At 71.8% G+C, this 24901-nt stretch carries 19 protein-coding genes and 1 pseudogene; 7 read left to right on the plus strand and 13 right to left on the minus strand.

The window, feature by feature from the left end; all coding sequences use genetic code 11:
• Positions 1-193: pseudogene (locus tag HW577_RS03955) on the minus strand (hypothetical protein); the annotation flags it as partial.
• 51 nt (positions 194-244) lie between these two features.
• Here HW577_RS03955 and HW577_RS03960 point away from each other — a divergent pair.
• The 3 genes from HW577_RS03960 to HW577_RS03970 are packed head-to-tail and all read left to right on the plus strand — an operon-like array spanning position 245 to position 2879.
• Positions 245-1147 carry a dihydrodipicolinate synthase family protein gene (locus HW577_RS03960; RefSeq protein ID WP_198374767.1) on the plus strand — a complete coding sequence of 301 codons (903 nt, stop codon included), beginning with the start codon at positions 245-247 and terminating at the stop codon, positions 1145-1147.
• Positions 1144-2319 (plus strand): Bcr/CflA family multidrug efflux MFS transporter, encoded by a 1176-nt coding sequence (locus HW577_RS03965; RefSeq protein ID WP_332837411.1) that lies wholly within the window; start codon positions 1144-1146, stop codon positions 2317-2319. Before HW577_RS03960 ends, HW577_RS03965 begins: the two co-directional genes overlap by 4 nt.
• Positions 2316-2879 carry a GNAT family N-acetyltransferase gene (locus HW577_RS03970; RefSeq protein WP_198374768.1) on the plus strand — a complete coding sequence of 188 codons (564 nt, stop codon included), beginning with the start codon at positions 2316-2318 and terminating at the stop codon, positions 2877-2879. The genes HW577_RS03965 and HW577_RS03970 overlap by 4 nt, the downstream gene beginning before the upstream one ends.
• A 73-nt stretch (positions 2880-2952) precedes the next feature.
• Here the strand turns inward: HW577_RS03970 and HW577_RS03975 are convergent, their stop codons facing one another.
• Positions 2953-4629: a thiamine pyrophosphate-binding protein gene (locus HW577_RS03975; protein ID WP_198374769.1), complete on the minus strand. Its 1677-nt coding sequence runs from the start codon at positions 4627-4629 to the stop codon at positions 2953-2955.
• A gap of 77 nt (positions 4630-4706) precedes the next feature.
• Positions 4707-6680 (minus strand): elongation factor G, encoded by a 1974-nt coding sequence (locus tag HW577_RS03980; RefSeq protein WP_198374770.1) that lies wholly within the window; start codon positions 6678-6680, stop codon positions 4707-4709.
• A gap of 312 nt (positions 6681-6992) precedes the next feature.
• Between HW577_RS03980 and HW577_RS03985 the strand changes: the two genes are divergently transcribed.
• Positions 6993-8069, plus strand: coding sequence for an OmpA family protein (locus HW577_RS03985; RefSeq protein WP_198374771.1), 1077 nt, complete (start codon positions 6993-6995; stop codon positions 8067-8069).
• 61 nt (positions 8070-8130) lie between these two features.
• On the opposite strand, the gene HW577_RS03990 is transcribed toward HW577_RS03985, so the two are convergent.
• The 10 genes from HW577_RS03990 to HW577_RS04035 all read right to left on the minus strand — a co-directional run bounded on the left by HW577_RS03990 (position 8131) and on the right by HW577_RS04035 (position 22584).
• Positions 8131-8970 (minus strand): UPF0280 family protein, encoded by an 840-nt coding sequence (locus HW577_RS03990; RefSeq protein ID WP_198374772.1) that lies wholly within the window; start codon positions 8968-8970, stop codon positions 8131-8133.
• Positions 8971-8974: 4 nt separating this feature from the next.
• A complete protein-coding gene (locus HW577_RS03995; RefSeq protein WP_198374773.1) occupies positions 8975-10459 on the minus strand; it encodes a 6-hydroxynicotinate reductase in 1485 nt (494 codons plus the stop codon).
• Positions 10460-10550: 91 nt separating this feature from the next.
• Positions 10551-13286, minus strand: a complete 2736-nt coding sequence (locus HW577_RS04000) for a molybdopterin-dependent oxidoreductase (protein WP_198374774.1) — start codon at positions 13284-13286, stop codon at positions 10551-10553.
• Positions 13283-14125 (minus strand): FAD binding domain-containing protein, encoded by an 843-nt coding sequence (locus HW577_RS04005; RefSeq protein WP_198374775.1) that lies wholly within the window; start codon positions 14123-14125, stop codon positions 13283-13285. Before HW577_RS04005 ends, HW577_RS04000 begins: the two co-directional genes overlap by 4 nt.
• Positions 14122-15858, minus strand: a complete 1737-nt coding sequence (locus HW577_RS04010) for a hydantoinase B/oxoprolinase family protein (protein ID WP_198374776.1) — start codon at positions 15856-15858, stop codon at positions 14122-14124. The genes HW577_RS04005 and HW577_RS04010 overlap by 4 nt, the downstream gene beginning before the upstream one ends.
• 148 nt (positions 15859-16006) lie before the next feature.
• Complete coding sequence (locus HW577_RS04015) at positions 16007-18025, minus strand: hydantoinase/oxoprolinase family protein (protein ID WP_198374777.1); 2019 nt, start codon at positions 18023-18025, stop codon at positions 16007-16009.
• Between the two features lie 5 nt (positions 18026-18030).
• The gene (locus HW577_RS04020; RefSeq protein ID WP_198374778.1) at positions 18031-18744 is read right to left on the minus strand and encodes an ABC transporter ATP-binding protein; all 714 of its coding nucleotides are present in this window, start codon (positions 18742-18744) and stop codon (positions 18031-18033) included.
• The gene (locus HW577_RS04025) at positions 18737-19516 is read right to left on the minus strand and encodes an ABC transporter ATP-binding protein (RefSeq protein WP_198374779.1); all 780 of its coding nucleotides are present in this window, start codon (positions 19514-19516) and stop codon (positions 18737-18739) included. Before HW577_RS04025 ends, HW577_RS04020 begins: the two co-directional genes overlap by 8 nt.
• Positions 19513-21366 carry an ABC transporter permease gene (locus tag HW577_RS04030; RefSeq protein WP_198374780.1) on the minus strand — a complete coding sequence of 618 codons (1854 nt, stop codon included), beginning with the start codon at positions 21364-21366 and terminating at the stop codon, positions 19513-19515. Before HW577_RS04030 ends, HW577_RS04025 begins: the two co-directional genes overlap by 4 nt.
• A 6-nt stretch (positions 21367-21372) precedes the next feature.
• Complete coding sequence (locus HW577_RS04035; protein WP_198374781.1) at positions 21373-22584, minus strand: ABC transporter substrate-binding protein; 1212 nt, start codon at positions 22582-22584, stop codon at positions 21373-21375.
• Positions 22585-22690: 106 nt separating this feature from the next.
• On the opposite strand from HW577_RS04035, the gene HW577_RS04040 reads away from it, so the two are divergent.
• The 3 genes from HW577_RS04040 to HW577_RS04050 all read left to right on the plus strand — a co-directional run bounded on the left by HW577_RS04040 (position 22691) and on the right by HW577_RS04050 (position 24786).
• Positions 22691-23230: a sigma-70 family RNA polymerase sigma factor gene (locus tag HW577_RS04040; protein ID WP_198374782.1), complete on the plus strand. Its 540-nt coding sequence runs from the start codon at positions 22691-22693 to the stop codon at positions 23228-23230.
• Entirely contained in the window at positions 23227-23907 is a 681-nt protein-coding gene (locus tag HW577_RS04045; protein ID WP_198374783.1) for an anti-sigma factor, read from the plus strand. The genes HW577_RS04040 and HW577_RS04045 overlap by 4 nt, the downstream gene beginning before the upstream one ends.
• A gap of 93 nt (positions 23908-24000) precedes the next feature.
• Complete coding sequence (locus HW577_RS04050) at positions 24001-24786, plus strand: DUF4394 domain-containing protein (protein ID WP_198374784.1); 786 nt, start codon at positions 24001-24003, stop codon at positions 24784-24786.
• The last annotated feature ends 115 nt before the right edge of the window (positions 24787-24901 follow it).

Below are 24901 nucleotides of genomic sequence, written 5' to 3' on the forward strand. Positions count from 1 at the left end.
CCTCCTGCGCGATGCGCGCGACGATGTCGACGGCGCCGCCGGGCGCGAAGCCGGACAGCACGCGGATCGGCGGCGCCGTTCCCTGCGCCCGCGCACCGCCGGCCGCCAGCGCGGCCGCCCCGCCGAGAAGCCCGCGTCGCGTTGCCTGGATGCGCGCCATGATCCGCCCCCGTCGCTGAGTCATGGCGATCATGCGTCCGTCCCCGGATGGTGGGAAGGGCAGGGCGCGCGCTAGGATGAAGCCATGAGCGGATTCCACGGCGTCTTCCCCTACCTCGTTTCCCCCGTCGCGCTCGACGGCACGGTGCTCGAGGGCGAGCTGCGCCGGCTGGTGGACCACCTGGTCGATGCCGGCGTGCATGGGCTGACGCCGCTCGGCAGCACCGGGGAATTCGCCTACCTGGATACGGCGCAGCGGCGGCGGATTGTCGAGATCGTGGTGGACCAGGCGCGCGGCCGCGTGCCCGTGGTGGCCGGCGTCGCGGCGACCACCACGGCAGATGCGGTGCGCCAGGCGCGCGACTATGCGGCGATCGGCGCGGACGGGATCCTCGCGATCCTCGAAGCCTATTTCCCGGTGAGCGAGGCCGGCATCGTCGCCTACTTCACGGCGGTGGCGGACGCGACCGACCTGCCCACGGTGCTCTACACCAACCCCAACTTCCAGCGATCGGACCTGTCGCTTGCCGCCATCGAGCAATTGTCGCATCACCCGCGCATCGGGCTGATCAAGGATGCCTCGACGAATACCGGGCGGCTGCTGTCCATCCTCAACCGCTGCGCCGGGCGGATGGAGGTCTTCGCCGCGTCCGCCCACATCCCCGCCGCGGTGATGCTGATCGGCGGCAAGGGCTGGATGGCGGGGCCGGCCTGCGCCATCCCGCGGGAGAGCGTGCGGCTGTTCGAGCTCTGCCGCGCCGGACGCTGGGACGCGGCAATGGCGCTGCAGAAGGCGTTGTGGCGGGTGAACGAGCTGTTCGCCGCGCATTCGCTCGCCGCCTGCATCAAGGGCGCGCTGCAGATCCAGGGCTTCGCGGTGGGCGACCCGATCCCGCCGCAGGCGCCGCTCTCCACCGAGGGACGCATGGCGGTGGAACGCGCGCTCGCGCTGGCCGCGCAGGCGCTGGCGGAGGCGCCGGCGGCGTGAGCGGGCCCAGCCACCGGACGCTGGCGCTGATCCTCGGCGCGCTGGCGGGGATGGGGCCCTTCTCGGTCGACATGTACCTGCCGGCCTTTCCGGCGTTGGCGGACTCGCTGCAGACGACGCCCGGCGCGGTGCAGGGGACGCTCGCGGTCTATTTCCTCGGCATGGCGGTGGGGCAGGTCTTCTACGGACCGGTCGCGGATCGCTTCGGGCGGCGCGGGCCGCTCTTCGCGGGGCTTGGGCTGTTCGCGCTGGCCTCGGCGGTCTGCGCCATGGCGCCGGACATCGGCTCGCTCACGCTCGCGCGGTTGGCGCAGGCGCTGGGCGGGTGTTCGGGCATGGTCATCGCGCGCGCCGTGGTGCGCGACGTAACGGATGAACGCGGCGCGGTGCGGCTGATGGCCTCGCTCATGCTTGTGATGAGCATCGCGCCCATCGTCGCGCCGCTGGTGGGGGGCGCGCTGCTGCCGGTGTTCGGCTGGCGCGGCATCTTCGTCCTGCTCGCGCTCTATGGCGTCGCGATGCTGGTGATGATCTGGCTGTTCCTGCCGGAGACGCTGCCGCCCGAGCGGCGCCGTCGCGACGGCTTCGCTGCCACGCTCGGCATCTGGTGGGGGCTGCTGCGCGACGGGCGCTTCATGGGACATGCGCTGGCGGGCGGCTTCATCATCGGCGGCATGTTCGCCTACATCATCGGCTCGCCCTTCGTGTTCATGGAACTGCACGGGGTGCAGCCGGGGCATTACGGCTTCTATTTCGGGGCGAATGCCGTAGGCATCATGCTGGTGGGGCAGGTCACGTCGCGCCTCGCGCAGCGCGTGCCGCCGGCGCGGCTGCTGCCAGTGGTGCTCTCCGTCGCCGCGGTCGCGGGGCTCGCGCTGCTGCTGGTTACGGTGACCGGCGCCTTCGGCTTCCGCGGCATCGTCGTGGCGCTGTTCGGCTATGTCGCGATGATCGGGGCGGTGATGCCGCTGACGGTGGCGCTCGGCATGGGGCCGCATGGGAAGATCGCGGGCAATGCCTCGGCGCTGATGGGCACGCTGCAATTCGGCATCGGCGCGGCGGTGGGTGCGGTGCTGGGCGTGGCTCAGGATGGCACGGCGCTGCCGATGGCGGCGGTCATCGCTGCCTGCGGCGTCGCTGGCTGGTCGGCGCGCATGATGCTGGCCCGATGAGCGTGACGCGGCTGATCCGCCCGGCGCTGGAGGCGCTGGAGGGCTACGCCGCCGCGCTGCGTGCCGGATGGTCGCCCTTCAATGTCGGTGGGGAGGCCGTGGTCCGCGCGCATCTCGAGGCGATCGCGCGCGATGCGGAGTCGTTCCTCGCCAGTCTCGAGGACCCCGAGGCGCGCGGCGGGCCGATCACCCTGCCCGATGGCACGAGGGTGCCGCGGCTGCCCAGCGTCACGCGTTGGATCTGGGATGGCGAGTTCTGCGGCGCGATCCATCTGCGCTGGCAGCCCGGCACTTCCGCGCTGCCGCCGCATGTGCTGGGCCATGTCGGCTATGCCGTGGTGCCTTGGAAGCGTGGGCAGGGGCATGCGACGCGCGCGCTGGCTCTGCTGCTGCCCGAGGCGCGGTCGGTCGGCCTCGCGCATCTCGACCTGACGACCGATCCGGAAAACATCGCCTCGCAGAAGGTAATCATCGCAAATGGCGGCGTGGCGCTCGGCCGTATCCGCAAGGACGCGGCCTATGGCGGCGAGGACGCCCTGCTGTTCCGGATCGCGCTGTAGGAATTGGTTTCCAAAGGCCTTTCGGCCTTTGGTGGGGGAGGTGCCGGAGGGGGCAAGGCCCCCTCTGCCGTGGCTACTGCCGGGCCCTTTCGGCGTGCTTGCCCATGGTCGCATAGGGCGCATAGGGCGGCACCGCGCCGATCGCGCGCATCTCCACCTCGACCAGCGCCGGCCCCTTCACGGCGAGCGCCTGCGACAGCGCCGCGCCCACGCTCTCCGCGCTGCTCACCTTGAAGAAGGGCAGCCCTGCAAGGGCGGCCAGGCCCGCCAGATCCGGCGTCAGCAGGTCGTGTCCGAACTGCCGCCCGTCCGCGACCGCGTCCTGGATGTGGCGGATCACGCCGTAGCCGCCGTCGTTCATCACCATGGTGACGAGGTCCGGCTTCTCCTGCGCCACGGTCCAGAGCTCACACATGCCGAGCGAGAAGCCGCCATCGCCGCACATCGCGATCGTCTTGCGCCCTTCCGCCGCGATCGCCGCGCCGATGCCGAGAGCCAACCCCGGCCCGATCGCCGCGCCCACCGGATGCACGGCGTTGAGCGGATCGTAGATCGGGAAGACGCGGTTGCCCCAGGTGGAGTTGGCGATGGTGATGTCGCGCACCCAGACGCCGTCGCGCGGCAGGGCGGCGCGGATCGCGTCGGGGAAGCCGGCATAGGGGCCGAGCGTGGCGAGATACTCGTCGCGGGCCCGCGTATGCAGGGCGGCGAAGTCGTCCGCGAAGCCGTGGTCCAGCGCCGTGCCGCCCGAAAGCCGCTCCGCGATGCCCTCCATCGCCAGCGCCGCGTCGCCATGGACGAACAGCGTGTTCGGATAGGTGCGGCCATTCGCCGTCGCGTCGCAATCGACGTGGATCAAGGTCTTCGGGAGTTTCAGCGAGAAGTCGCCCGTCTCATGCCCGCGCAGGCGGGACCCCACGACGAGCATCGCGTCCACGCTCTCATAGAAGGACTGCACGCGCGGGGAGCCGTTGCCATGCAGCCCGCCGAGCGTCATCGGATGATCCTCGGGGATGATGCCGCGCCCGTTCCAGGAGGAGACGGCGCCGAAGCCGAGGCCCATCAGGCGCATTGCCGCCGCGCGCGCCCGCTTCGCGCCGTTGCCGAGCCACAGCATCGGCCGCCTGGCCGCGGCCAGGATTTCCGCCGCGGCGTCGAGTTCGGACGGGTTCGGCGGCAGTGGCGCGGCGATGGGCAGCGCCAGCGCATCGAGTCCCGCCGGCCGCGCGATCGGCGCGCGCTGCAGGTCGATCGGGATTTCCACGCTCACCGGCCCGCACGGGGCGGACAGCGCCTCGGCCGCCGCGCGCACCAGCACGCCGAAGGCCTCGTTCGCGCTGCGCACGCGGTATGCTGCCTTGCAGGCGGCGGCCAGCATCGCCGTCTGGCCCGGCACGTCGTGCACCGTACCGGCATCGCGGTCGATGTGCTTCGTCGCGGTCTGGCCGGTGATGTGCAGCACGGGGGAACCCGCGAAGCGGGCTTCGACCAGCCCCGGGATGGCGTTCGCCATGCCCGGCCCCGTGGAGGTGAACAGCACGCCGAGATGACCGGAGACGCGGGCATAGGCATCGGCCATGTGCGCGCCGCCCATCTCGCCCCGCGCCATCACGTAGCGCAGCGCGTTGCGCTGCCCGATCGCGTCCAGCATCGGGATGTTGTGCACCGAGACGATGCCGAAGACCGTCGAGACGCCGATGCGCGGCAGGATGTCCGCGACGAGATCGGCGACCGTGTACTGGCGTTCCATGCGCAACGTTCCCCCGAGAATGCCGGGGAGTGTGCCACGCCGGCGGGGGCTGCAAAGGCCCCCGCCGCGCATGGCGCCTATCTGGCCCGAGCCTCGGCCAGGTGGTCGAAGCGGCGGGTGTAGGTGCCGAGGCCCATGGTCTGGGACCGCAGCTCGATGATCAGGTCGTGCAGTTCCGATTCCGGCACCAGCGCCTGCACTTCGTCCCAGCCCGGCCAGTCGGGCTTTTCCGCATAGCCGAGGATCTGGCCGCGACGCCCTGTCAGCAGGCGTTGCGCCGCCGCCGTGCCGTCCTGCGGCACGAGCACGGTCACCTGGTCGACCGGTTCCAGCACCACCGGCTCGGCCTTCGACAGTGCTTCCTGCATCGCCATGCGCGTCGCGGTGGCGAAGGCCATGTCGGAGGAATCGACGCTGTGGAAGGCGCCGTCGAGCAGGGTGACCTGGACATCGACCACGGGATTGCCGAGCGGTCCCTTGCGCGCCGCTTCCTCCGCCGCTTCCCCCACCGCGGGGATGAACTTGCGCGGTATGGCGCCGCCGACGATGCGGTCCTCGAAGGCGAAGCCGTCCCCGCGCGTGCGCGGCGCCACTTCCAGCGTCACGTCGGCGAACTGGCCGTGGCCGCCCGTCTGGCGGCGATGGCGGGCGTGGTGGCGCGCGGCGTGGCGGATGGTCTCCTTGAAGGCGATGCGCGGGCGGGTGGTCGTCACGCGCACGCCATGCGCCTCGGCCAGGCGCGCGACGGCGTGGCCGAGATGCAGGTCGCCCTGGCCCGCAAGCAGGATCTGCCCGGCTTCCGCATCGTGGATGATGGAGATCGAGGGGTCTTCCTCCGCCAGCCGCGCCAGCGCGCCGGACAGGCGCACGTCGTCCTTGCGGTCCTCGGTCGCGATCGCCAGCGCGTAGACGGGCTGCGGCGGCGCCGGGAAGGGCAGGGCGGGCGCGGTGCCGGACGGGGACAGGACCTGCCCCGTCGCGGCCGCCTCGAGCCGCCCGAGGGCGACGACCTCGCCCATCGCGGCCTCCGGCACCTTCGCGGCCTCCCCGGCGGGGAAGCGGGTGATGCCGCCGATGCGCGCCCCGCCCAGCGTCGCGCCGTCCTTCACGCCGCCGCGCCAGATCCGCGCGAAGGAGAGCTTGCCCCCATGCCCGGCATGAAGCGTGCGGAAGACCTGGGCGAGCGCCTCGCCCTCCGGCGCGATGCCGCGGCGTGCGGCGGTTTCCTCCGGCCCCGGCACGTCGTGGCGCAGCGCCTTCCACAGGCGCAGCACGCCGTGGCGGCGCTCGGCCGCGCCGATCAGGACCGGGTCGAGCGCCCCGGCGACGACATCGGCGTGCAACGGGCGGTAGAGGTCGCCAGGGGTCGGGACCGTGTCCTCGACCACCTTCTCGAGCAGCGAATCGTCGTGGTCGGCCAGCGTCTCTGCCAGCGCGGCGCGGGCCTCGGCCTCCCGCGCCATCATCGATTCGGGGATGCGTATGAGGTCGGACGGGGCGCCGCGGCGCCAGCGATAGGCTCGCTCGCTCACGAGATCGACATAGCCGGTGACCTCCCCGCCCTCCCGGATCGGAACCTGGCGCAGCACGAGCGGCCGGCGGGAATGGGCCTGCAGCGCGGCGAGGGTGTCCCGCACATGCGTCCCGCCCAGCGTGTCGGCCTTGTTGACGAACACCATGGCGGGCAGGCCGGCGGCTTCCAGCGCGTGGAAGGCGGGGGCGAGGGTGGCGGCGCGGCCGGGATCGGGCTCGCAGACGATCAGCGCGAGGTCGGCGACGGCGAGTGCGGCCGCCTGCTCCTGCGCGAACTCGATCGAGCCCGGGCAGTCGAGCAGCGCCCAGTCCTCCCCCATGAAGGTGCAGTGGCCGAGGCGGGCCTCGGTGCCCATGGCGCGCTGCTTCGCATCCCCGTTCCTCCGGCCGGCGGGGGCGCCGGCGGCGGCGAGAAGGGCGTCGTACAGGGTGGATTTGCCGCTGCCCTGCGGGCCGATCAGGGCGACGGCGCGGGGCCGTCTCGACGCGGGGCGGGCCTCATTCGGACCGGAATTCATGGCGTTAGCCTCCCTCCGAGCCTGGGCCGGCCTTGGGCCGGCCGTGTTGGACGGCGGCCCGGCGGAAGGCCGCCGGGGGAGAGACTAGCGTCGCGCGTGTTGGGAGGCTGGGGAAAATCGCGGTCGGGGGCGCCGTACGGTGCCGCCACAGGGTGTGGCATGCTCGCCACACTGGCGCGGATATGTCGGTTCGGGCGGCCAGACCCTGCCCCAAGTCGCGCCGGTTGTGGTTAAAGTCCGTCCGACCCCGGATTGGGGTGGAGTCTCTTGCACCGGCGCGGCCGGTGCGTGATCCGGATGCGAGGAATGACGATGAGCTTCAGGAAGACGCTTCTTGCCGCGACGCTGCTGTCGCTGCCGATGGCCGCGAACGCGCAGAGCTGGGACCCGCGGGTGCAGGGCGTGTATGTCGGCGCCGGCCTCGGCGGCAACTACCTGATGGGCCAGGACGACACGATCGCGAACGCGCCGGTGAACGGCCGTAACGTCGATGTCGGCTTCGAGTGGGGCTGGGCCGGCGTGATCAGCGTCGGCTATGGCTTCGGCAACGGCCTGCGCCTCGAGCTCGAGGGCAACTACCGCCAGAACGACGTGGATACCGTGAAGGCCGCTGGCGTTGGCCGGCTCTCGCGTTCCACGGGCACCGCGCGCTCCTACGGCGCGATGGTCAACGCCCTGTATGACTTCAACCTCGGTGGCATCGCCCCGTATGTCGGCGTCGGCGCCGGCTACGTGATCCACGAGCACGACGATGCGGGCGCCAATGTCGGCAACACGCGCGTCCGCCTCGACGGCGACGAGGGCAACTTCGCCTACCAGGCGATCGTCGGCGTCGCGCTGCCGATCGACCCGGTGCCGGGCCTCGCGCTGACCGCCGAGTACCGCTTCATGGGCACGCTCGGCCATGACATCTCGGGCACGGTGGCGACGCCGGGCGCTGCGACCACGCGCTTCACGTTCGAGGCGGACAACTTCAACCACTCGATCATGTTCGGCGTGCGCTACAACTTCGGCCGCTCGGCCGCCCCGGTGACCGCGGCCGCCGCGGCCCCGGCGCCGGCGCGCACCTTCCTGGTGTTCTTCGACTGGAACCGCGCCGACCTGACCGCCCGCGCGCGTCAGATCATCGGCGAGGCCGCGACGGCCCGTCGTTCGCAGCAGGTCACGCGCATCGAGGTGAACGGCCACACCGACACCTCGGGCTCCGCCCGCTACAACCAGGGCCTGTCCGAGCGTCGCGCCGCCGCCGTCGCCGGCGAGCTGGTCCGCCTGGGCGTGCCGCGGAACGAGATCGTCACCCGCGGCTTCGGCCAGAGCCAGCTGCTCGTGCCGACCCCGGACAACGTGCGCGAGCCGCAGAACCGCCGCGTGGAGATCGTCCTCCGCTAAGCGGGGGCGCTCAACGCGACATCGTACGGGAAGGGCCGCCGAAAGGCGGCCCTTTCTGCGTTCAGGGGAGAAGCGCCGCGCCCGTGATGCGGGCAGCGCCGGACAGGCGCAGCGCCGCACCCAGGATCAGCCCGGCCGCGCGGAAGGCTTCGGCACGCGCGAGGCCCGCATCCAGCGCCGCCGCGACCTCCGCCGCGTCCAGCGGACCGACCGCCTGCGTGACCAGTCGCTCCCCCAGGTCGCTGTCCGGATCGAGGCTCACCGCCGGCGCCCGCCGCACCGCCGCGCTGTCCACATCCACCGCATTGGCGATGAGCGTCGCCGCCGCATCCGCCGTCGCCGCATCCTGCGCCAGCACCGTCACGGCATCGGCGATGCCGAGGGAGAAGGACCGCCCATGCCGGCCGGAGGTCGCGACTCCGCCGATGCCGCTTTTCGCCGTCACGAGCAGCGCGCCGTCCATGGCGAGCGACTCCGGAGTCGCGGCGAGGCCGATCGCGAGCGATTCGCCCGGCGCGACATACAGCGCGATATCCCCGCCGTCGTTCACATAGGCCCGGGCGAGCGGCGCCGCCGCCAACATCGCCGCGAGCACATGGTCCGCCACGGACCCGGCCACCGCCGCCATGGGCGTGACGAATAGCGGCGCGAAGGGCGCGCAGGCCGTGACCATCCGACGCGCGACGGCATGCGTCACGCGCGGCGCGCGATCCATCGGCTTGCGCAGCTCGCCCAGTTCCGCCGCGAGGCCGGGCAGGATGCCCGGGAACAGCGCCATCGCCGCGCGCTCGGCCGCCGCGATGTCCTCCGTCTTCCCCCAGGTGCCGATCACCAGGTCGATCGGCCCGTGGCTCAGATGCAGCCGGCCATCCGCAAGACGCTGCGCGACCGGCGGCTGCATCGCCTCAGCGCGGGAAGGGCCAGGGATTGCCCTGGTGCAAGGTCTCGACGCGGAGGTCCTCGCCGAGTGCGCGCAGCACCTCCTCCACCGGCTGCACCTGGTCCATATGGCCGCCGAGTCGCCGGTAGAGGTCGCGCGGCAGGGTGAACTCGATGGGTGCGACCATCGCCGGCGTCGGCACCGTGCCGAAGGCGCGCCTGGGCATGCGCAGCACATCCGCCATCACCGTGATGCCGCCGCCCGGCCAGAGATAGACCGGCGCGCCGCCCATGGTGACGCGCACCTCGCCCGCCGCGACGGCACGCGTCAGCAGCACGGGGTTCTCCGTGACACCCGCGCGCAGCGACCCGCCCGCACCTGCCATGAACACCACCGAGCAGAGCGACGGCTCGCAATTCTCCCCGATGCGATCCACCACGCGACGCACGGCCTCGGGTATCTCGGTCTCGACCGGGCGCAGCGCTTCGTTCAGCACGAAGTACAGCGCGTGGTCGCCGGTCGTGCTCGTCATCAGCAGGCGCAGGCCGGGCCAGGCGACGGCCGGGTCGATGCGCTCGATGATCTCGAGCGGGTCGGTGATGTCCGTGCCGCCCCAGCCGAGGCCCGGACGCGCCACCTGGAAGTAGCGCCCGGGCGTGGACCGCCGCCCGCGCACGCGGATGCCCGCGGCGCGCATGTGCAGGACCTTCCCGGCCTGGTGCTCGCTCAGCACCCCGGTGATGTGGTCGTCGACGACGATCACCTCGTCCACATGGCCGAGCCATTGCTGCGCGAAGATGCCGACCGCGGCGCTGCCGCAGCCGACGCGCATGCGCGTCTCCGCCACGCCGTCCACGATCGGCGCGGCGCCGGCCTGGACCACCACGCTGTGTCCGCCATCGATCGTCATCTCGACGGGCGCTGCCTCGCACAGCTTCAGCAGCGTGTCGCAGGTGACGACGCCTTCCTTCTTCGACCCGCCCGTCAGGTGCCGCACGCCGCCGATGGACAGCATCTGCGATCCGTACTCGGCCGTGGTGACGTGGCCGACCTGTTCGCCCTGCACGCGCACCGGCGCGGCCTCCGGGCCAAGGTGGCGGTCCGTGTCGATCTTCACCTTCACGCCGCAATAGCTGAACATCCCCTCCGTCACGACGGTGACGGTATCGACTCCGGCATGGCTGGCGCCGACGATGAACGGCGCGGGCTTGTAGTCGGGATAGGTGGTGCCGGCACCGACGCCCGTGACGAAGACCCGCGAAGGATCGATCAGCGCGCCGTCCCAATCCGCCTGCGCGAAGGGCACCAGCGGCGCGTTGCCCTTGATGGCCTGGGCGAGGGCGAGCGCGGGATCGGTGCGCACCAGCACGCCGTCCTGGTTCGCGTAACGCGAGCACGCCCCCGCGCGGCCGGGGCGGATGCGGCAGAGCACGGGGCAGGCATCGCAGCGGATGATGCCGTCGCCTTCGGCGGCGCCGAACTTTTCGCTGCGTTGGGCGCGGGTGGTCATCGCGTTGCCTCCGGCGGCAGGGGGGAGAAGAGAACTTCTCCCCCCTGACCCCCCTCAACCTTCTTTGTCTCTTGGGCACCGACCATGGCCGTCAGTCCCCAACAGACAAAGAAGGGAGGGGGGCCGGGGGAGGTTCTCCTCCCCCGAGTCGTCCCAGCAACCGATGCGGCAGCAACGGCACCTCCGTCATGCGCACCCCGGTCGCGTGCCGTATGGCGGAGAGGATCGCCGGCGCCGTCGGCACCAGCGCCGGCTCGCCCACGCCCTTCGCGCCGAAGGGACCTTCGGGTTCCGGATCCTCGATCAGGTGGATGCGGATCGCGGGCATGTCGCCCGCGGTCGGGATCAGATAGTCGTGCAGGTTCTCGGTGCGGCCGGGGATGAATTCCTCCATCAGCGCAAGACCGAGCCCCTGCGCGACGCCGCCATGGATCTGCCCTGCGACGAGCAGCGGGTTCACCGCGCGCCCGACATCCTGCGCGACCACGATCTCCTCCACCTTCACCGTGCCGAGCGCCGTGTCGACGCGCACGAGCGCGAGCTGCGCGGCGAAGCCGTAGGTCGCGTAGGGAACGCCCTGGCTGTCGGCATCGAGCGGCACGGTCGGTGGATCGTAGCGCGCTTCCGCCACCAGGTCGGCATCCAGCGCGGCGAGGTCGATGACGCGCGTGGTGTGCGAGTCCCGCACCGTCAGAAGCGTGCCGTCCAGCGCGAGCGTCGCGCCGTCGCCGGCATTGGCCAGCGCGAGGATGCGCGCGCGCAGCGCCTTCGCCGCCTCGGCCGCTGCGCGGCCGCTGACGAAGGTCTGGCGGGAGGCCGAGGTCTTGCCCGCATCGGGGGTGAGCGCCGTGTCGCCCAGCACCTGGCGCAGGGAGGACAGCGGCAGGCCGAGGGCGTCGGCGGCGATCTGCCCGATCACCGTCGTGCTGCCCTGGCCGATATCGACCGCGCCGTTGAACAGCGTGAGCGTTCCGTCGCGCGCCAGGCTGATGCGCATGGTGGACGGGTTCGACAGTGCCGTGTTGCCGCAGCCGTACCACATGCAGGCGATGCCGGCGCCGAGGCGATGGCGCGCATGCTTCGTGTTGTGCGCGGCCACGCGCGCAAGCGCCGCTTCCCATTCAGGCTTCAGGGCATCAAGGCAGTCCGGCAGCCCCGCCGAGGCGTGCAGCACCTGCCCCGATGGCGTGACGTCGCCCTTGCCGAGCGCGTTGCGCCGCCGGATCTCCCACCGGTCGATGCCGAGTGCGATGGCCAGGTCGTCCACCAGCGCTTCCGTCGCGATCGCCGCCTGCGGCACGCCGAAGCCGCGGAATGCGCCGGCCGGCGTGTCGTTGGTGTAGACCGCGCGCGTGCGGTTCAGCACGTTCGGCACGCGATAGGGGCCGGAGGCGTGCACCGGCACGCGGTTCGCGACGGTCAGGCCCCAGGATGCGTAGGCGCCGGTGTTGAAATCGCCGTCGAGCATGAAGGCGGTGAAGCGCCCCTTCGGATCCGCCGCCATGCGCGCATACAGGATGGCCGGGTGGCGCTTGGTGGAGGCCGCCATGCTCTCCGTGCGCGTGTAGGTCATGCGCACGGGCCGGTTCGCGACGCGCGCCGCGACGGCGAGCAGCGGCTGGACCGACACGTCGAGCTTGCCGCCGAAGCCGCCGCCGCAGGCGGTCGGTACGATTCGCACGGCCTCCTCCGCCACGCCGAGGACGCGCGCCGTCTCCTCCCTGTCCATCACCGGCGCCTGGGTGCAGGCGAGAATGGTCATGGCGCCGCCCTCGCCGGGAATGGCATGGCCGGCCTCGGGCTCGATATAGGCGTGCTCGACGAAGGCGGTGCGGAAGGTGCCCCCCGCGCGCGCGGCGGCGTTCGCGAAGGCGGGTTCGGCATCGCCGGTTCGCAGGTGCCCGCGCACCAGGATATTGCCGGGCGCGTGGTCGTGCAGTTGCGGCGCATCCGGCGTCAGCGCGGCCTCGACACCGTGCAGCGCCGGCAATATCTCCCAGGTGATCGGCAAGTCGGCATCGCGCACGGCGGCGACGACATCGCGGTCGCCCAGCAGGCCGAGAACCGCCTCCCCGCGATAGCGCACATATCCGTCCGCGAAGACCGGCTGGTCCTTCAGGTTCGGCATGATGCCGAATCCGTTCAGCCCCGGCACGTCGCGCGCCGAGAGGATCGCAAAAAGGCCCAGGCGGTGCCGCGCGCCGTCGAGGTCGCCCAAGGTGAAGCGCGCATGGGCGTGCGGGGACCGCACGACGCGCAGCCACAACGCATCTTCAGGCGCGTCATCGGCGCCGTACAGTTCCGTGCCTGCGACCTTCGGCGCGCCGTCCAGGCGCGGGATCGCGGCGCCGACGCGCCCATCGGCCGGTGCCGCAATGACGGTGCCGCGCGCCGCGTCCAGTACCGCATCCGCGATCTGCAGATAGCCGGTGCAGCGGCAGAGCACGCCGCCCAGCGCATCCTCCACCGCCGCGCGGTCGGGCGCGACATCCCGCCGCAGCAGGTCGAGCGCCGCCATCAGCATCCCCGGCGTGCAGATGCCGCATTGCGCCGCGCCGCGCGCGAGGAAGGCGGCGCGCAGCCGGTCGAGCAGCGGGTCGGCGGCCTCGATCGTCGTGATCTCCGCCCCCTCCGCCTGGGCCGTGGAGACCAGGCAGGCGCAGACCTGTGCGCCATCCATCAGCACGGTGCAGGCGCCACAATCGCCGGCGTTGCAGCCTTCCTTCGTCCCGGTCAGGCCAAGCCCCTCGCGCAGCGTGTCGGAGAGCGGCGCGAAGGGATCGGCCGCGACGTCGTGGCGCGTCCCGTTGACGGTCAGGGCGATCATGCGGTGAACCCCGCGAGCAGGTCGCGCAGCAGCACGAGCGCGGCATCCGTGCGGTAGGCCGCGGTGGCGCGGATATCGTCGATCGGCGCGAGCGGCGTGAGATGCGCCGGCTGCGGCACGCTCGCCATCTCGGACGGATGCTGGCCGACCAGCGCCGCTTCGAGCGCCGGCAGGCGCCGCGCGACGGGCGAGCAGGCGCCAATCGCGATGCGCGCCTCCGCCACACGATCGCCCTCCATCGCGATCACCGCCGCCGCCATGGCAATGGAGATGACGAGGTATCGCCGTGCGCCGAGTTTCTCGAAGCGCCCGCGCGCATGGTCGAGACGCGGCACATGCAGCGCCGTCACGATTTCCTCCGGCGCGAGCGCCGTCGCGCGGTAGCCGGTGACAAATTCCGCAACCGGCAGGCGCCGAGTCGCGTCCCGCGATGCCAGCTCGACTTCGGCCTCCAGGGCCAGCAGGTTCGGAATGCCGTCCCCGGCCGGCGACGCGGTGACGAGGTTGCCCGCGATGGTGCCGCGGTTCTGCACCTGGCGGCCGCCCACCTCCCGCGCCGCGGCGCGCAGCCCGTCAAACAGTGGCGGCAGCGCGGCCTCCGCGATCGCGGTCCAACTCGTCCGCGCGCCGATGCGCCAGCCGGTGGCATCCTCCTCGATTCCGTCGAGGCCCGGCACGGCGGAGAGGTCCAGCACGGGCATCGTCCAGGGCTCCCCCCAGGCGGCGCGCGCGGTGCGCAGCGGATGGATGTCCGTGCCACCGGCCAGTGGCAGCGCACCGGTCTCGGCACGGATGGCGAGTGCCTCATCCAGGCTGCGCGGGCGGTGGTATGCAGTCATGCGGCGCGGCTCCGGCGCAGCGTGGCCGTCGCCGCTTCGTCCAACGTCCCGTCGCGCAGCACCACGCCCCACAGCGCGGCGGCCTGCGCGGCATCGTAGGTACCACGGCGCACATCGCGCGCGACGAGCGCAGGATCGCGCCCAAGCGGGTCGCCGTAGCCGCCGCCGCCGGGCGTCTTCACCTCCACCCTGTCGCCGGGCGCAAGGGCGATGCCCTGGTCCTTCGACAGGTGCAGCGGGATGGTCGTGGTCCCGCCGCGATGGATGCGGACCTCATTCGGCGCGCCGTCGCCGCCGCCCAGCACGCCGGGCGGGCCGAAGCGGCCATGGTCCATGACGAAGGAAGCGCGCGCTTCCCCGCGCAGCAATTCCACCTCGTAATGCACGCCGAAGCCGCCGCGATGCATTCCGGCGCCGCCCGAACCTTCCCGCAGCGCGAAGCGGCGGAACAGGATGGGGTAGTATTGCTCCATCACCTCGACCGGCGCCGTCTTGCTGATACCGATGGTCGAGCAGCCGTTCGACAGCCCGTCCTCCCGCGCATTGCCGCCATAGCCGCCGCCGGTGATCTGGTACATCACGTAGCCCGCGCCGCGCGCGGGATCGACGCCGCCGAGCGCGAAGTTGCCGGAGGTTCCCGCGGGGGCCGCGGTCACTTCCTCCGGCAACGCCTGCACCAGGCACAGGAACACCGCTTCCGCGATGCGCTGGCTGACTTCCGCCGCGCAGCCGCTGACCGGCCGCGGGTAGCGCGCATCGAGGAAGGTGCCCTCGGGGCGGATGATTTCGAGCGGCGCGAAGGTGCCGGCGTTGATAGGGATGTCGGGGAAGATGTGCTTCACGCCGAGGCAGACGGCCGAATAGGTGGTGGCCCAGACGGAATTCATCGGCCCCGCGCAGGGCGGGGAGGAGCCGGCGAAGTCGAACAACAGCGCATCGCCGCGCCGCGTGACCGAGAGCGCGATTCGCAGCGGCTCGTTCACCACGCCATCGGAATCGACGAAGGCTTCCGCGCGCCAGGTGGCTTCCGGCATGCGGCGGATCTCGGCGCGCATGCGCTCGGCCGCACGCTCGCGGATCAGCGCGATGGCATCCCGCAGCGTGGCGGCGCCGTAGCGCGCGATCATCTCGGACAGGCGGCGCTCGCCCACCAGCAGCGCCGCGGCCTGGGCCTTGATGTCGCCGATGCGCTGGTCCGCCACGCGGATGTTGGACTGGATGATCGACAGGATCTCGCGATCCATCTCTCCGCGCTTGAACAGCTTCACCGGCGGCAGGCGCAGCCCTTCCTGCTCAACCTCGGTCGCATGCGCCGAGAAGCCGCCGGGGACCATGCCGCCCGTGTCCGGCCAGTGGCCGGTGTTCTGCAGCCAGCAGAACAATCCGCCATCAACGAAGAACGGCCTGGCGAAGCGCACATCCATCAGATGCGTCCCGCCCAGATAGGGGTCGTTGACGATGTAGATGTCGCCCGGTTCCGGCGGCGCGACGGCGCCTTCGCGGATCAGACGGATGATGTGCCCCGCGCTGTGCTGCATGGCGCCGACGAAGACCGGCAGCCCGCCTTCGCCCTGGGCGATCAGTGCGCCGTCTTCCGCTGCGTAGATGCCGTCGGATCGGTCATCCGCTTCAGCGATCACCGGCGAGAACGCAGCGCGGGAGAATGCCAGGTCCATCTCGTTGCAGACCTGGGTGAGGCCGGCCTGGATGACGGCGAGGGTTAGGGCGTCCATCACGGTGAAAGGTCGAGGGAGTGAACTCCCCCGAGCCCCCTCCTTTTGTTGTCTGTTGGGGACTGACGGCGGCGACCGGTGCCAGAAGACAAAGAAGGGAGGGGGCTCGGGGGAGGTTCACCCTCCCCCGACCTGCTCTTCGTGCACATCACGCCCGCACCCTGAGATTGCCGAGCCCATCCACCACCGCTTCGCTCCCCGGCTCGAGAATGATCGTCGCATCCGCCTGCTGCAGCACTGCCGGCCCCGCGATGCGCGCGCCTTCGGCCAGCGCCTCCCGCCGCCAGACGCTCGCCTCGTGCCAGGCGCCGCCGGCATAGAGGCGCCGTGTGCCGAGCCGTGCCTCCCCCTTCGTTCCGGCGGAGAGCGCGCGCAGGTCGAAGGGCGGCCGCCGGCCGACGACGCTCGTCGTCAGGTTCACCAGCACCGCGCGGATTTCCGGCAGGCGCACCTGGAAGCGCGCGAAATAGGCCGCCTCGAAGGCCGCCTGCACCTCGGCCCGCGTGGGCGCCGCGGAGGCAAGCGCCACGCGGATCAGATGCGTCTGGCCGCGGAACTGCATCTCCGCGACGTGGCGGACCTCGACGCGCTCCACCTCCGCGCCGCCGGCCTCGACGCCTGCGCGGCCGCGCGCGACCTGCGCCGACAGCACCTCCGCGATCTCCGCCTCGGCAATGTCGTCGAGGCCGCGGTTCAGCGTGTTCACCACATCCTGCCGCAGGTCCGCGACCAGGCAGCCGAGCGCGTTGGTGAGCCCCGGGCGGAAGGGGACGAAGACCTCCGGGATGCCGATCTCGCGTGCCAGCGCGATGGCGTGAAGCGGCCCCGCGCCGCCGAAGGCGAACAGCGAGAAGTCGCGCGGGTCATGGCCGCGGGACAGCGAGACCATGCGGATCGCACCCGCCATCAGCACGTTGGCCAGGCGGATCACCGCTTCCGCCGCCTGCTCCGGCGCCATGCCGAGCGGCGCGCCGATCTCCCGCGCGAAGGCGTCGCGCACTTCCTCGACGCCGACGCGCCGACCCGTCGTGAGCAGCGCATCGGGATCGAGCCGCCCGAGCAGCAGGTTCGCATCCGTCACCGTCGGCCGCGTGCCGCCGCGCCCGTAGCAGATCGGCCCCGGGCTGCTGCCGGCGCTTTCGGGGCCGACGCGCAGCATGCCGCCGCGATCGATCCAGGCGATCGATCCGCCGCCGGCGCCGACGGTGCGCACATCGACCATCGGCAGGTGGATCGGCAGGCCATAGGCGATGGAGAGTTCCGCCGAGACCTCCGGCACGCCGCCCGCGATCAGCGCGACATCGGTCGAGGTGCCGCCCATGTCGCAGGTGATGGCGTTGGCCACGCCCGATTGCGCGAGCGTGGCGGCGGCGGCCATGACGCCGGAAGCCGGGCCGGACATCACGGTCTTGGCGGCTTCGGCGGCGACGGCGCGCGCCGGCACCGTGCCGCCATTGCCGTTCATCACCAGCAGGTCGCGCGCATGCCCGGCTTCCGAAAGCCGGTCCTGCAGATGGCGGATGTAGCGATCGAGCACCGGCTGCACCGCGGCGTTCACCGACGCCGTCGTGCCGCGTTCGTATTCGCGGAACTCCGACAGCAGCGCGTGGCCGAGCGTGACGTAGGAATTCGGCCAGATGGCGCGCGCGATCTCGCCCGCGCGGCGTTCATGCGCCGGGTTGGCGTAGGCGTGCAGGAAGTGGATGACGAGCGCCTCGCAGCCCTCGGCGAGCAGCGCGCGCACCTCCCGTTCCACTGCGGCCTCATCCAGCGGCGTCACGACCGCGCCGCGCGCATCCATGCGCTCCGTCACCTCGCGCCGCCATTCGCGCGGGATCAGCGGCTCGAAGGACCCGGTCATGCCATAGGCGCGCGGGCGCGTGCGGCGGCCGAGTTCCAGCACGTCGCGGAAGCCGTCCGTCGTGATCAGCCCGACCTTGGCGAGCTTGCGTTCCAGCACTGCGTTCGTCGTCGCGGTGGTGCCGTGCACGATCAGGTCGAGCGCGGCGGGCGTGGTGCCCGCGGCCTCGATCGCGGCGAGCACGCCGCCGGCCTGGTTCACGGCCGTGGTCGGCACCTTGGCGATGCGGATCGTGCCGTCTTGCTCCTGCATCACCAGGTCGGTGAAGGTGCCGCCCACGTCGATGCCGGCGATGCGTCGTGCCATCCGGGTCACACCGTCAGGTAGGCGCGGCGGACGTCCTCGTCCGCCTCGAGCGCCGCGATGGACCCCTGCCAGCGCACGGTGCCTTTCTCCAGGATCAGCGCCCGGTCGGCGACGGCGGCGGCGAAGTCGAGATTCTGTTCCGAGACGAGCACGGCGATGCCTTCCGCCTTCATGCGCAGCACCGCGTCGGCCATCTGTTCGACGATCACGGGGGCCAGCCCCTCGGAGGGTTCGTCGAGCAGCACTGCCTCCGGATTGCCCATCAGCGTGCGCGCGATGGTCAGCATCTGCTGCTCCCCGCCCGACATGGCGCTGGCGCGGCGATGGCGCATCTCGGCGAGGTTGGGAAACACCTCGAACAGCCGCTCCGGCGTCCAGGGCGCGCGGCCGGCGGGCGGTGCGCGGCGGCCGACCTCGAGGTTCTCGAACACCGTCAGGTCGGTGAAGATGCGTCGTTCCTCCGGCACGTAGCCGAGGCCAAGGCGCGCGATGCGGAACGGCGCCAGGCCCGCGATCTCCTGCCCGGCGAAGCGGACGCTTCCCGCACGCGGCGGCAGCAGCCCCATGATGGCCTTGAGCGTGGTGGATTTTCCCGCGCCGTTGCGGCCCATCAGCGCCGCGACCTCGCCGCGGGCGAGGTGAAGTTCCACCCCGAACAGCACCTCCGCCGGGCCGTATCCCGCGCGCAGGCCGGCGACGTCCAGGACCGCGTCAGCCATGGGCGCGCCGCGCGCGTTCGGCCGCGCGCGTCCCGGAATGGCCGAGATAGACGCGCTGGACCTCCGGGTCCGCGCGGACTTCTTCCGGCGTGCCGCGGGCGATGATCTCGCCCCGCACCAGCACCAGGATGCGGTCGGCATGGGCGAAGACGGCGTCCATGTCGTGTTCCGTGAACAGCACGCCGATCCGTTCCGCCCGCGCGATGCCGGCCACCAGCGCCATCAGCGCGCTGCGCTCGGCCGGCGCCATGCCGGCGGTAGGCTCGTCCATCAGCAGCAGGCGCGGTGCCGCGGCGAGCGCGATGGCGAGCTCCACCCGCTTCACGTCGCCATAGGCGAGTTCGCCGATCGGGCGATCCGCCTGCGCCGCCATGCCCACGCGCTCGAGCAGCGCGAGCGCCGCGTCCTGGTGCATCGCCATCGCATCCGGCAGCAGCATCCTCGTCTGGCCATGATGCGCGATCAGCGCCATCTGCACATTGCCGATCACGGAAAAGGACAGGAAGGTCTGCGCCACCTGGAAGGTGCGCCCGACCCCCATGCGGCACACCGCGCGCGGCGGCATGCCGGTGATGTCCTGCCCGGCCAGTGTCACGCGCCCCGCATCCGGGCGCAGCTGCCCGCCGACCATGTTGAAGGTGGTGGATTTCCCCGCGCCGTTCGGGCCGATGATGGCGAGCATCTCGCCGCCTTCCAGCCCGAAGGAGACATCCTTCGCGGCCAGTACGCCGCCGAAGCGCTTGGTCAGCCCCTCCGCCGAGAGCAGCGTCATGCGCGCCGCCTCCTCAGCGTGTCCCAGGCGCCGGCGAGTCCGCGCGGGAAGACCAGCACCATGGCGATGATCGACAGGCCAAGGAACAGCCGCCAATGGTCGGTCAGCGGCATGAAGAAGTCCTTCGCCGCATGGAAGGCCGCGGTGCCGGCCACCGGCCCGAGCACCGACTGGATGCCGCCGAGCAGCAGCATGGACAGGAAATCGACGCTCATCGGAATGCCGAGCAGCGTCGGGTCGATCGAGCCCTTGGAGAAGGCGTAGAGCCCACCGGCCAACCCCGCCGCCGCACCCGCCAGCGTGAAGCCGAGCCAGCGATGGGTGCGCACATCGACGCCGATCGCATCCGCGCGCTGCGCCGAATCCCGCGCCGCGCGCAGCGTCGCACCGAAGGGCGCATGGATCACGCGCCGCAGCAGGATGATGGCGGCGACCGTCACGGCGGCGACCAGGTAGTGATAGACCTCTCGCGACGCCGCCCAGCGCGACGGCCAGACGCCGACCAGGCCGTTGTCCCCGCCCGTCACCTCCACCCATTGGAACACCACGGCATAGGCGATCTGCGCGAAGGCGAGCGTCAGCATGGCGAGGTAGATGCCCGACAGCCGCACGACGAAGAAGCCGAACAGGGCCGCGAAGGCGCCGCCGGCGATGGGGGCTGCGAGCAGCGCCGGTTCCATCGGCAGCCCCGCCTTCACCACCAGCAGCCCCGCGCCATAGGCGCCGAGCCCGAAATAGGCCGCATGGCCGAAGGAGACGATGCCGCCATTGCCGACCAGGAAGTTCAGCGAGAAGGCGGCGAGCGCCAGGATCAGTACCTCCGTCCCCACCTTCACCGCATAGGCGTCGAGCAGCGGCAGCGCGAGCACCGCCGCCAGCCCCAGCGCCGCCAGCATCTTTCCCGCGCGGTCGAGCGGGCGCGGGTCGAGGATGCCTTCCGGCAGCACCACGCGCCCCGCCGCGGCCTCGGGCTTGCCGAGCAGCCCCCAGGGCTTGATCACCAGCACCACGGCCATGAGCAGGAACACGAGCACCAGCGTGATCTTGGGGAAGATCAGCACGCCGAAGGCCTGCAGCTGGCCGATCAGCAGCGCGGCGATGAAGGCGCCCGGCACGCTGCCCATGCCGCCGATGACGGTGACGACGAAGGCCTCGGTAATGATGGACAGGTCCATCTGGGAATTGGCGCTGACGCGCGGGATCTGCAGCGCGCCGCCGAGGCCGGCGAGCGCGGCGCCGAGGAACAGCGTGCCCGTGAACAGCATTGCCTGGTTGACGCCGAGCGCGCCCACCATTTCCCGGTCCTGCGTCGCGGCCCGGATAAGTACGCCGAAGCGCGTGCGGTGCATCAGCAGCCACAGCAGGCCGAGCACCGCCGGCCCGACCGCGATCAGGAACAGCTCATAGGCCGGGAAGCGCTGGTCGAGGATGACCACGCCATGCCGCAGCCCCGGCGCGCGCGGCCCGGGAATATCCACCGGCCCCCAGACCAGCAGCACCAGGTCCTGCACGATCAGCACGACGCCGAAGGTCGCCAGCAGCTGGAACAGTTCCGGTACGCGGTAGATGCGCCGCAGCAGCAGCATCTCCATCAGCACACCGAGCGCGCCGACGGCCAGCGCCGAGACCAGCACGCCCACGAAGAACAGCCAGGGCGAGCGATCGATCTCCAGCAGCCAGGGCACGACCGTGACCGCGATATAGGCCCCCAGCATGTAGAAGGAGCCGTGCGCGAAGTTCACGATCCGCGTCACGCCGAAGACGATCGTCAGCCCCGACGCGATGACGAAGAGCGAGGAGGCGCTGGCCAGCCCAGACAGGGACTGGACCAGCAGGAAGTCCCATTGCACGAAGGATCAGGTCCGGCGCGCGGCGCGCACTTCCTCCTCGGAGAACATGTAGTCGGCGCCGTCGGCGTAGCGGATGTTGCGCATCGCACCCTGCCGGCCACGCAGCGTCGTCTCTCCCACCCAGGTGCCCATGGTGCCCTGCTGGTCGATGCCGCGCATCGTCACCGGGCCGACCACCGTGTCGGTGCGCAGGTCGCGCAGCGCATCGACCAGCGCCTCGTTGTCGAGCGTGTTCGCCTTGTTCAGCAGGTTCGCGATCACCTGCACCGTGACATAGCCGAGCAACGAGCCCTTGCGCGGCGTGTCGTTGAAGCGCGCGCGGTAGCCGTCGACGAAGGCTTGGTGCGTCGGCATGCCCGTCACCTGCTCCCACGGATAGCCGGTGACGATCCAGCCTTCCGGCGTCTCCTCCCCCAGCGGGATCATGTATTCGGGCTCACCCGTCAGCAGGGAGACGACGGTGCGGCGCTCGAACAGGCCGCGCGTGTTGCCTTCGCGGACGAAGGCGGTCAGGTCCGCGCCGAACAGCACGTTGAAGATGCCATCCGGCCGCGCCTGGCCGAGCGCGCCGACCGTCGCCCCCGCATCGACGCGGCCGAGGGCGGGGAACTGCTCCGCCACGATCTCGGCACCCGGGATGGCGGCGGGGAGCAGGCGCTTGAAGTTGGCCGCGGCCGACTGCCCGTATTCGTAGTTCGGCGCGACGATCGCCCAGCGCCGCACGTTCCGGCCGCGGATCGCCTCGACCAGCATGCGCGTCTGCATGAAGGTGCTGGGACGCAGGCGCCAGGTGTAGCGGTTGCCCTGCGCCATGGTCAGCGCGTCGGTCAGCGGCTCGGTCGCCAGGAACAGGCGCTTGCGCTGGTTCGCGAAATCCGCGACCGCGAGCCCGACATTCGACAGGAAGGTTCCGGCGAGAAAGGCGACGTTCTCGCGCGTCAGCAGTTCCTCGGCCACGCGCACGGCGTCGCCGGGCGTCGACCCGTCGTCGCGGAAGACGAATTCGATCCGCCGTCCGCCCATGACGCCGCCCGCGGCGTTCACCGCATCCTGCGCCTGCTGCATGGCGTTGCGGTAGGGCACCGCGAAGGCCGCCATGCGCGAATACGAATTCAGCTCCCCGATGCGGATCGGCGCGTTCTGCGCGAAGGCCGGCCGCGCGAGCGGCAGCAGGGCGGCCGCGCCGAGGGCGCGGCGGGAAAGCGCGAAGCGGGACATGCTGAGCCTCCTGTCGTTGGGCGGATGTTCGCATGTGCGCCGTGCTGCGCAATGGGGTCGTTACGCTTGACCTTGCCGGGCGCGGCATGGCCATGTCCCGGGCCTCATGGAAGCGGATGCCGACCTACCCGCGCTGCTCGCCGCCGTGGCCGCCGGCGACCGCGCCGCGCTGCGCCGCGTGTATGAACGGCAGTCGGTTCGCCTTTTTGGTGTGGCGAACGCCATCCTGCGCGATCGGGATGCGGCGGCGGATGCGTTGCAGGATGCCTTCATCAAGGTCGCGCGCCGCGCCGGGCAGTTCGACCCGGCGCGCGGTTCGGCCGAAGCCTGGCTCGGCTCCATCGTCCGCCATGCCGCGCTCGACATCATCCGCGCCCGGGGGCGGGAGACGCCAACGGACGACCCGACCCTCGGCGACGAGGCCGTGGCACCGGAAGCGGAGGAAAGGCTCGCCGCGAGCAGCGAGGGCCGCCGCCTGCATGAATGCCTGGCCGGGCTGGAGCCGAAGAATCGCGAGGGCATCGTCCTCGCCTTCGTGCACGGCCTGTCGCATCCGCAGATCGCGGCGCGGCTCGGCATGCCGCTCGGCACCGTAAAGTCCTGGATCCGGCGCGGGCTCCTGGCGCTGCGGGAGTGCCTGGCATGATCCCGACCGACCCCGCCGAACGCGACGCGCTGGCAGGCGAATACGTGCTCGGCACGCTCGATGCCCGCGCGGCGGCCGAGGTGGCGCGCGCGATGGAGACCGACCCGGCCTTGCGCGAGGCCGTCGCAGCCTGGGAGGCGCGGCTCGCGCCGCTCACCGCCCTCGCGCCGCCCGAGGCGCCGCCACCGGGGCTGTGGGAGCGCATCGCCGCGTCGCTCGACGGGCCACGACAGGCGCCTGCCGTCGCGAAATCCCGCTTCTTGCGCGTCTGGGCGCTTGGCGCGAGCGCGGTCGCGGCTGGGCTCGCCGTCCTGCTGCTGGTCCGCCCGGCGCCGGAGCAGCGGCTGATGACCGTGCTGTTGACCCAGCGCGACCAGCCCGCCTGGCTCGTGGAGGCGCAAGGCGGCGCGCTGCGCCTTGCCTCTCTGAACCCGCAGCCAGTGCCGTCCGACCGTGTCATGCAGCTCTGGGCGCTGCCGCAGGGGGCGAGCGCGCCGACCTCGCTCGGCCTGATCCCGGCCGAGCAGGGTCGGCTGACCGTGACGCCATCCACCATCCGGCCGGAGCCGGGGATGCTGATCGAGATCACGCTGGAACCGCCGGGCGGGTCGCCCACCGGGCGGCCGACCGGGCCCATCCTCTTCATCGGCCGGTTGGCCGCCGCGCGCGGCACCTAAAAAATCCTCGCTCGCCTGCATCCGCCCGCGCATGCGGCCCGTAAGGCGGTCAGCGGGGCCGAACGGCCTCGCCTGGGAACAGGAGAGACCGCCATGACGACCCACCTTCGCCTCGCCCTCGCCGCCTTCGGGATGATCGCCACGGCCAGCCAGGCCCAGGCCGCGACGCTGATCGGCCTGACCGTCGAGAACGCACTCGTCAGCATCGACAGCGAGACGCGCCGCGCCGGCGCACCCATGCGCATCACCGGTGCGGATGGCCGCGTGCTCGGCATCGACCAGCGCCCGCAGGATGGCCGCCTCTATGGCGTCACCGAGCGCGGCCAGATCGTGACGATCGACCCGGCGACGGGCCGCGCCACGCAGATCAGCCGGCTGAACACGGAATTCCAGTCCGGCGGCCGCGCGGTGGTGGACTTCAACCCGGTCGCGAACCGCCTGCGGCTGATGGGCATGAACGGCACCAACCTGCGCGTGAACGTCGATACCGGGGAAGTCGCGCAGGACGGCCAGCTGAAGTACGCCGCGGGAACGCCCTTCGCCGAGACGATGCCGCGCATCGTCGCCGGCGCCTACACCAACAGCGTCACCGGCGCGCAGGCGACGGCGCTCTACACCATCGACACGCTGACGCGCTCCTACAACCTGCAGGCGCCGCCGAATGACGGCGTGCAGCAGCCGCGCGGCCAGGTGGCCGATTCGCTGCCGCCGGGTGTCGCCTTCGACATCCTGGCAGATGGGCAGGGCGGCAACATGGGCTTCGCGCTGATCGGCGGCACGCTGCACCGCGTGAACCTCGAGACCGGCGCGGCGAGCGCGCTCGGCGCCGTCGCCGGCCTGCCGGCCGCCGAGGTGATCGACATCGCCGCCACGCGCTGACGGCCCAAGCGCGCCCTCGCCCGGCCCGCCAACGGCCCCACGGCGGAGCCCTCCCGCCACCGGGCCGGCGCGAGGGAAAGCGCCACCGCCCCCGATCGGGGGCGGTGGTTGCACG

Origin of the sequence: Neoroseomonas rubea, from assembly GCF_016106015.1 — a bacterium.
GTDB lineage: Bacteria > Pseudomonadota > Alphaproteobacteria > Acetobacterales > Acetobacteraceae > Neoroseomonas > Neoroseomonas rubea.

Excerpts from the sequence above, each read along its gene's own strand:
- HW577_RS03960 (WP_198374767.1), top strand. The coding sequence starts at position 245 with ATGAGCGGATTCCACGGCGTCTTCCCCTACCTCGTTTCCCCCGTCGCG.
- HW577_RS03970 (WP_198374768.1), top strand. The coding sequence starts at position 2,316 with ATGAGCGTGACGCGGCTGATCCGCCCGGCGCTGGAGGCGCTGGAGGGC.
- HW577_RS03975 (WP_198374769.1), bottom strand. The coding sequence starts at position 4,629 with ATGGAACGCCAGTACACGGTCGCCGATCTCGTCGCGGACATCCTGCCG.
- HW577_RS03980 (WP_198374770.1), bottom strand. The coding sequence starts at position 6,680 with ATGAATTCCGGTCCGAATGAGGCCCGCCCCGCGTCGAGACGGCCCCGC.
- HW577_RS03985 (WP_198374771.1), top strand. The coding sequence starts at position 6,993 with ATGAGCTTCAGGAAGACGCTTCTTGCCGCGACGCTGCTGTCGCTGCCG.
- HW577_RS03990 (WP_198374772.1), bottom strand. The coding sequence starts at position 8,970 with ATGCAGCCGCCGGTCGCGCAGCGTCTTGCGGATGGCCGGCTGCATCTG.
- HW577_RS03995 (WP_198374773.1), bottom strand. The coding sequence starts at position 10,459 with ATGACCACCCGCGCCCAACGCAGCGAAAAGTTCGGCGCCGCCGAAGGC.
- HW577_RS04000 (WP_198374774.1), bottom strand. The coding sequence starts at position 13,286 with ATGATCGCCCTGACCGTCAACGGGACGCGCCACGACGTCGCGGCCGAT.
- HW577_RS04005 (WP_198374775.1), bottom strand. The coding sequence starts at position 14,125 with ATGACTGCATACCACCGCCCGCGCAGCCTGGATGAGGCACTCGCCATC.
- HW577_RS04010 (WP_198374776.1), bottom strand. The coding sequence starts at position 15,858 with ATGGACGCCCTAACCCTCGCCGTCATCCAGGCCGGCCTCACCCAGGTC.
- HW577_RS04015 (WP_198374777.1), bottom strand. The coding sequence starts at position 18,025 with ATGGCACGACGCATCGCCGGCATCGACGTGGGCGGCACCTTCACCGAC.
- HW577_RS04020 (WP_198374778.1), bottom strand. The coding sequence starts at position 18,744 with ATGGCTGACGCGGTCCTGGACGTCGCCGGCCTGCGCGCGGGATACGGC.
- HW577_RS04025 (WP_198374779.1), bottom strand. The coding sequence starts at position 19,516 with ATGACGCTGCTCTCGGCGGAGGGGCTGACCAAGCGCTTCGGCGGCGTA.
- HW577_RS04035 (WP_198374781.1), bottom strand. The coding sequence starts at position 22,584 with ATGTCCCGCTTCGCGCTTTCCCGCCGCGCCCTCGGCGCGGCCGCCCTG.
- HW577_RS04040 (WP_198374782.1), top strand. The coding sequence starts at position 22,691 with ATGGAAGCGGATGCCGACCTACCCGCGCTGCTCGCCGCCGTGGCCGCC.
- HW577_RS04045 (WP_198374783.1), top strand. The coding sequence starts at position 23,227 with ATGATCCCGACCGACCCCGCCGAACGCGACGCGCTGGCAGGCGAATAC.
- HW577_RS04050 (WP_198374784.1), top strand. The coding sequence starts at position 24,001 with ATGACGACCCACCTTCGCCTCGCCCTCGCCGCCTTCGGGATGATCGCC.